A 6,457-nucleotide genomic window follows, 5' to 3' on the forward strand; every position below is an offset into this window, starting at 1 on the left:
CCGTCTCCCTCTGCAGCAACGCTAAATGAAGAAGTACGCACCGTTATTACCTTAATTTTGTCGTTTGATTTTACTCTCGCCAACGCATTCCCCGCGTAGATGGGACGCACGACGGTATCCAGTGATTCAATTTCGATGACATCCGATAATTGCCCCACATCTAACAGCGCAGCCACTCTCGGCATGACATCTTTCCCGAACGTATTCGCTGGTGCAAAAACATGAGAGTAACGCGTATTGTCATCACTAGAATCATCTTCTCTTACTATCTGTGCCACCAAACTAGAGAGGTTTTCCGCAAGCTTATGTGCATACTCAGAGTCATCCACCAACAGAACCTCAGACACACCACTTACCCGACTGATAGCCTCCGCAACGGAACCACACTGAAGGCCTGCGACTAACACAGTAATCGGGCGATTCTCTGATTGATTTGAAAGCGTAGTTGCGGCTTGAATGGTCTTTAGGGTATCCATTGTGGGGGTTTGATTATCGTGCTCTGCGATCACAAGCGAAGATACATTGAATTCCGACATTAGAAACTCCTCTTGTTACGACTTCCCTTCAGCTGTTTGCTTAACAACGGGAAAATATAAATTGGCTAAACCTAAGCAGCTAGATGTTAAGTGACTAGATGCTAGAACCTAAGTGATTAAATGTTGAAAGGCTTAATCGTCTACTGCAAACCTTTAACGGTTTACAGCACTCTTTATCTAAATGACATTGTGGTCATCTCTAAGCTTGGCCACTAGCTCCGAAACACTTCCAAGCATTACGCCAGCTTCCCTTTCGCGAGGCTTCATAACCTCAATGATTTCCTGATGCTGAACGACGTTGATACCATGGCTCTCTATTGTTTGTACTTCCAACGGCTTTCTTTTCGCTTTCATAATATTCGGCAGAGACGCGTATCGAGGTTCATTCAACCTCAAGTCTGTACTTATCACGGCAGGGGTCGATAGCTTTAAGGTTTCTAGCCCGCCATCTATTTCACGAGTCACGAGTATTTTATCGCCCTCGAACGCAATGTCTGATGCAAATGTCGCCTGTGCGCACTGCATTAACGCAGCCAGCATTTGTGCGACTTGATTATTATCACTGTCGATAGATTGCTTGCCCAGTAAGACAAGGTCATACCCATGATTCATTGCGATTGAATGGAGCGTTTTCGCAACGATGAGGGGTTCAATTGTTGGGTTCGAACGTTGGGTTGTATCGATATGGATGGCATCGTCAGCACCTAACGCTAGAGCCGTTCTTAATTGCTCCTGGCACGCTTTAACACCTATTGATACAACGGTTACCGAGTCCACAAGGTTGGCTTCTTTCAGCCTAACGGCCTCTTCTACTGCTATTTCGCAAAACGGATTGATCGTCATCTTCACGTTATCTGTTTCAACGCCCGAGCCATCTTGCTTTACCCTTATCTTCACGTAAGGGTCAACTACTCGTTTGATCGCTACTAATACCTTCACAATGCCTTCCTTTTCTAGCGAATACGCTTCGTGTAAGCCTTAATTTTGAGCTTAGTTGAGTTTACGTTTACGTCAACTGGACTATATTTAACGATAGTCGCGTTGTGTAGAGACAGGTTTACAATATGAACAGAGAATGCATGGAATTTGATGTTGTGATTGTTGGGGCTGGGCCTGCTGGATTGTCTGCCGCCTGCCAATTGGCGAAGTTAAATCAATCGTTTACTGGTAATAAAAAAGAATCTGGCGAGCAATCGCCAACACGCGCACCACTTTCAATTTGTGTCGTGGAAAAAGGAGCCGAAGTAGGCGCACACATACTTTCTGGGGCGCTCTTTGAAACAACCGCACTCGACGAGCTTTTTCCAGAGTGGCAAAGCATGAACGCTCCGGTCAACGTAAAAACAGCTCAAGAGGCGTTCGTTTACCTAACCACACCACACAATCACGTCAATATTCCGCATGCGATCACCCTTGCCCCTATGCACAACAGCACTAAAGATGGAGAACCTAATAATTACGTAATCAGTCTTTCTAAGCTGTGCCAGTGGCTTGCTGAGCAAGCAGAGGAATTGGGTGTTGAGATCTTTCCAGGGTTTGCAGCATCGACCATAAACTACAACGATGAAGGTGCCGTTACGGGTATCAATACGTCAGATCTTGGCTTTGATAAAAACGGAAATCAAAAACCAAATTTCGAAGCCGGTATCGAGCTTAAAGCGGAATATACCTTGTTTGCAGAAGGCGCGAGAGGCCACCTAGGAAAGCAACTGATCTCTCAGTTCAACCTAGACAAAGGCAAACAACCGCAGCATTACGCACTGGGTCTAAAAGAGGTGTGGCAAATGCCTAGCGATGGGGCTCAAAATAGTGGCAACATCGTTCACAGTGCGGGCTGGCCTCTTAATGAGTCTGACAGTACGGGCGGAGGCTTTCTTTATCACATGGGCAATAACTTGGTCTCTGTGGGGTTGATTGTTGATCTTAACTATCACAATCCTTACCTCTCTCCTTTTGAAGAATTTCAACGACTCAAACACCACCCTGTTTATAGCAAGGTTTTACAGGGTGCAGAGCGTATCGCCTATGGTGCACGGGCCATTACAAAAGGTGGGCTTCACTCTCTGCCAAAACAGCAGTTTGCTGGCGGTATTTTACTCGGCTGCGATGCAGGAACCCTGAATGCCTCAAAGATTAAAGGGTGCCACTGTGCCATGAAGTCTGGCCTTCTTGCTGCCCAAGCCGTATTCAACCAACTCGCTTCCGACGCTCCGAGTTCAGAGCCTGATTATCAATCGTTATTCGAAGACTCATGGCTATACGAAGAACTGGATCAGGGGAGAAACTTCTCGTCCGGTATCCACAAATTTGGCAATCTTCTAGGCGGTGCCATCGCAACCGTAGAACATAATATATGGCCAAAATTCTTCCAGAGAAAAACGCCTTGGAACATAAACGATGAGGTCACGGATCATCAGGCGCTTGGCACCTTAAATCAATATTCACCTATCGACTACCCAAAACCCGATGGGGTTATCAGCTTTGACAAGCCATCTTCTGTTTACCTATCTGGCGCTCAACACGAAGAAAATCAACCCTGCCATTTGGTGCTTCAAGACCCGAACCTATCGACAGGTACGCATCTTGATTTGTACGATGAGCCCGCACAACGATATTGCCCTGCTGGTGTATACGAGATCATTACGGTTGAGCAAAAGCCAACACTTCAAATCAATTCAACCAACTGCGTGCATTGCAAGACTTGTGACATTAAAGATCCATCACAAAACATTACCTGGAACACGCCAGAAGGTGGAGGAGGTCCTAGCTACCAAAATATGTGAATCGCCAACACCCATAATGCACATCACATTTGATGGCCTCATATCGCCCCAGAACGATGAATGGTTTCATAGATTCTGATACCTGTATTGTTTCGATCATGTTTGTCAAAACTGCCTAGCCTTCCTAATAGCCAATAGCAACAAAAAGATCTAACGTACTGAAATGTAATAGGTTGAACTTTATATTCAAGGGATGACAACAACGTGCGAAAACTACTTCTGGCTTCAGTATCCATTTTTATCGCCGCATGTTCGGCGGAGCCCTCCACACCAAATCAAGATTCACATTTGGTTCATGGCCCTAAAAATACGACTGCCACGCCACTTTACGGAGCGGAAGTTTATAGCCAAGACAAAGTACTATTTGGCAAGTTTGTGATTCGCATGAAAATGGTTTCTCAACCTGGGGTCGTTTCTTCATTCTTTACCTATGACAATGAGTCTTGGCAAGGTGACATCCCATGGCGTGAGATAGACATTGAAGCCATTGGAAAAGAACCTGACCTTCTGCAAACTAACCTCATAACAGGTTTAGCAGAGAATAGAACCCATTCTGAAAACGCGCACACTGTTGCAAACCTAGAAGAGTTTAACGAATTCACACTGATTTGGACGCCTGACAAGATTGAATGGCAGGTAAACCATGAGGTCATTCATAAGGAAGTGGTATCGGACTCAAAGCAAGTGCGTGAGATGCGAGACAGCCCACAGAGCTACCGTATGAACATTTGGATATCTGAAGCGATAAACTGGGTCGGAAGGTTTGATAATCAGGCGTTACCCCTGTTCCAGGTCGTCGATTGGATTGAGTATTACGAATACAGTCAAGGTGAATTCCAGTTAGCATGGCGTGACGATTTTAACGACTTTGATTCGCACCGTTGGGGAAAAGGCGATTGGGGGTTTGAAAGCAATTTGGTCACGTTTAATCCAAACAATGTCGGTGTGATTGATGGTCAGCTCATTCTCGCCTTGACCAACGAAAACACAGGGATTGAACCGTAACGCAAAAAGAGCAACAAACAACAACTACGCTCTAAGATCAAAAAAGGGTAGAGATTTCACCTCTACCCTATCTATTCACAATTTAAAGCCATTATTTAGAAACCGCGTTCTCAATGCCTTTTCTTACTAGAACGTTCACATTGAATAACAAACGGGATCGCTCTACGTTAGTTGAGCAGGATGAGTTGAATCACACTTATTCCCCTCCCGACCCGTAATGTAAGCACTTTCACAACCAGGGGTGAAGCGTTTATGCAGATACATGGATTCGCGAGCATTTTGATAATCAATAAACTCTAAATCCTTGGTTTGCCCTGACGACATAACGACCGTTAGCACGTAGTTATCCATTGTCATATTTACCTAGCCTTTTCTTTTTTTATAATTCACTACTAAAAATAGAACAGTATTTAGGTGTGATCTAGATAATTCGATTAAATCTAAGGTTTCGCTCGTCGATTAACCGTATTTTTACCGCACGCTACATGTATGCGTACTTGCCTATCTGCTCGTTGGCAATAATCTTTACAGGCATCCATTAAACGACGTTTCTGTGGGGTCTGTGATTCAAGAAAGCGCACAGCTTATGGTAAACTTGTTCTATTGAGATCAATTTGAAGAAACAGGACGAAGTATGTCATCAGATTACACTGGCTCAAGTGCGGCTTATAAACGCAAAGAGAGCGATTACCGTGATAAAGCTCTAAAACTGTACCCTTGGGTATGCGGAAATTGCGCTCGTGAATTCGTTTACTCTAATCTTCGTGAACTGACTGTTCACCATAAAGATCATGACCACACAAACAACCCTGAAGATGGAAGCAACTGGGAGCTATTGTGCCTCTATTGCCATGATCATGAGCATTCAAAGTACACAGATCATGACCGATATGGCGTTGAGTCAGAAGCTAAACTTGACGACCATCAATCAGCGACGCACAACCCATTTGCCGACCTTGCTAAAATGATGAAAAAGTAGGTAAAAACCTAAATCCAAGAAGCCTAAGTTCAAGAAACCAAAAAGCCTGCCAAATATTCCATCGGCAGGCTTTACTCTTCTTATGGTCAAATTCGACGCTATTGTCGCATTACGCTTTTTTAGACCAAGCAAACTTCTCAAACACTTTATCAACGGGTGTGCCAGCAATGTGATTCACATAGTTGCTGATGACTTTTTGAGATAAACCAAGAATCACTTCAAGTACTTGTTTTTGCTCGTAACCCGCGCTGTAGAAAGCATCCAAATCACTTTCAGTTACGTTGCCTCGGCTTCTCACCATGCTTAATGTGAAGTCTTTTAGCGCTTGAAGTTTCGCCGTAGGCAATGGTTTTTCATCCCGTAACGCTTCAATCAGCTCTGGCGATACGTTCATTGAGTGCGCAATGCCCGTATGTGCAGGCACGCAGTAGTGACATTCGTGTTCGACATTAATCGTTTGCCAAACAACCGTTAGCTCTTCGGCGTCGAACGAAGTATCCATGAAGTGTTGATGAAGCTGACTGTACGCTTGCAACGTTTCTGGAGATTCCGCCATCACTGACCACAACCCAGGGATTCTACCCATTTTTTTGATTGCACCTTCTAAAACAGGTTTTGCCTTTTCAGGTGCAGTCTCTAGAGTATGTTTTGTAAAATCGTTCATCTTGATGTCCTTTCCTATCTATCCGCTATTGATTAGCAAGTTTCAGCGCAACCTCACGTTGCGGTACAGGTAAACAATAATACCAATTGAACGATCGTTCAAGTTATTATTGTAACGATCGTTCAATTAAAATAATGAACTTAGATTAGCCATTGAATTTATTAGTCTTTAATTTCTAGGTAGCCCTTCAAGAGATAGTACTGGAGCCAAAAGAAGGCGTGCTTTGAGCTTACTCATCATTGAAACGCGGTTCGTTAAAATGTTCTAACGAGGTCTACGCGTAACTCCCCTACTCCACTGCCTAGTTTAGCTTGGTCCTCATTCATAGCGCTTTACGAATTCCTCCCTTCCAAAAACCTACTGTTGATAAATGCAGCATTAAGTCGTTTTAACTATCTAGAAAGTGATACAGACTAATTCCGCACTTTGTGAAGAGCGTTGTCGTCGACAAATCCCCATGCACTGATTTACATATGTAAATGCTTTAACA

The 6,457-nt window shown here is 44.1% G+C and carries 6 protein-coding genes and 1 pseudogene; 3 read left to right on the top strand and 4 right to left on the bottom strand.

Annotation, left to right across the window (positions count from 1 at the left end):
* Positions 1-536, bottom strand: a pseudogene (locus tag BCU12_RS07740) (electron transfer flavoprotein subunit alpha/FixB family protein); the annotation flags it as partial.
* Positions 537-713: 177 nt separating this feature from the next.
* Positions 714-1,475, bottom strand: a complete 762-nt coding sequence (locus BCU12_RS07745) for an electron transfer flavoprotein subunit beta/FixA family protein (RefSeq protein ID WP_102403769.1) — start codon at positions 1,473-1,475, stop codon at positions 714-716.
* Positions 1,476-1,600: 125 nt separating this feature from the next.
* Here BCU12_RS07745 and BCU12_RS07750 point away from each other — a divergent pair, with 125 nt between their 5' ends.
* Together BCU12_RS07750 and BCU12_RS07755 are read left to right on the top strand one after the other, a co-directional pair.
* A complete protein-coding gene (locus tag BCU12_RS07750; RefSeq protein WP_102403770.1) occupies positions 1,601-3,319 on the top strand; it encodes an electron transfer flavoprotein-ubiquinone oxidoreductase in 1,719 nt (572 codons plus the stop codon).
* A gap of 204 nt (positions 3,320-3,523) precedes the next feature.
* Positions 3,524-4,324 carry a family 16 glycosylhydrolase gene (locus tag BCU12_RS07755; RefSeq protein ID WP_102403771.1) on the top strand — a complete coding sequence of 267 codons (801 nt, stop codon included), beginning with the start codon at positions 3,524-3,526 and terminating at the stop codon, positions 4,322-4,324.
* Between the two features lie 162 nt (positions 4,325-4,486).
* Here the strand turns inward: BCU12_RS07755 and BCU12_RS07760 are convergent, their stop codons facing one another.
* Positions 4,487-4,681, bottom strand: coding sequence for a hypothetical protein (locus BCU12_RS07760; RefSeq protein WP_102403772.1), 195 nt, complete (start codon positions 4,679-4,681; stop codon positions 4,487-4,489).
* Positions 4,682-4,958: 277 nt separating this feature from the next.
* On the opposite strand from BCU12_RS07760, the gene BCU12_RS07765 reads away from it, so the two are divergent.
* Positions 4,959-5,303: a YajD family HNH nuclease gene (locus tag BCU12_RS07765; RefSeq protein ID WP_102403773.1), complete on the top strand. Its 345-nt coding sequence runs from the start codon at positions 4,959-4,961 to the stop codon at positions 5,301-5,303.
* A 109-nt stretch (positions 5,304-5,412) separates the two neighbouring features.
* On the opposite strand, the gene BCU12_RS07770 is transcribed toward BCU12_RS07765, so the two are convergent.
* Entirely contained in the window at positions 5,413-5,967 is a 555-nt protein-coding gene (locus BCU12_RS07770; protein ID WP_102403774.1) for a carboxymuconolactone decarboxylase family protein, read from the bottom strand.
* Positions 5,968-6,457: the final 490 nt, after the last annotated feature.

The sequence above is a fragment of the Vibrio sp. 10N.261.55.A7 genome (genome assembly GCF_002877365.1).
GTDB lineage: Bacteria > Pseudomonadota > Gammaproteobacteria > Enterobacterales > Vibrionaceae > Vibrio.

Excerpts from the sequence above, each read along its gene's own strand:
- BCU12_RS07750 (WP_102403770.1), top strand. The coding sequence starts at position 1,601 with ATGAACAGAGAATGCATGGAATTTGATGTTGTGATTGTTGGGGCTGGG.
- BCU12_RS07760 (WP_102403772.1), bottom strand. The coding sequence starts at position 4,681 with ATGACAATGGATAACTACGTGCTAACGGTCGTTATGTCGTCAGGGCAA.
- BCU12_RS07765 (WP_102403773.1), top strand. The coding sequence starts at position 4,959 with ATGTCATCAGATTACACTGGCTCAAGTGCGGCTTATAAACGCAAAGAG.
- BCU12_RS07770 (WP_102403774.1), bottom strand. The coding sequence starts at position 5,967 with ATGAACGATTTTACAAAACATACTCTAGAGACTGCACCTGAAAAGGCA.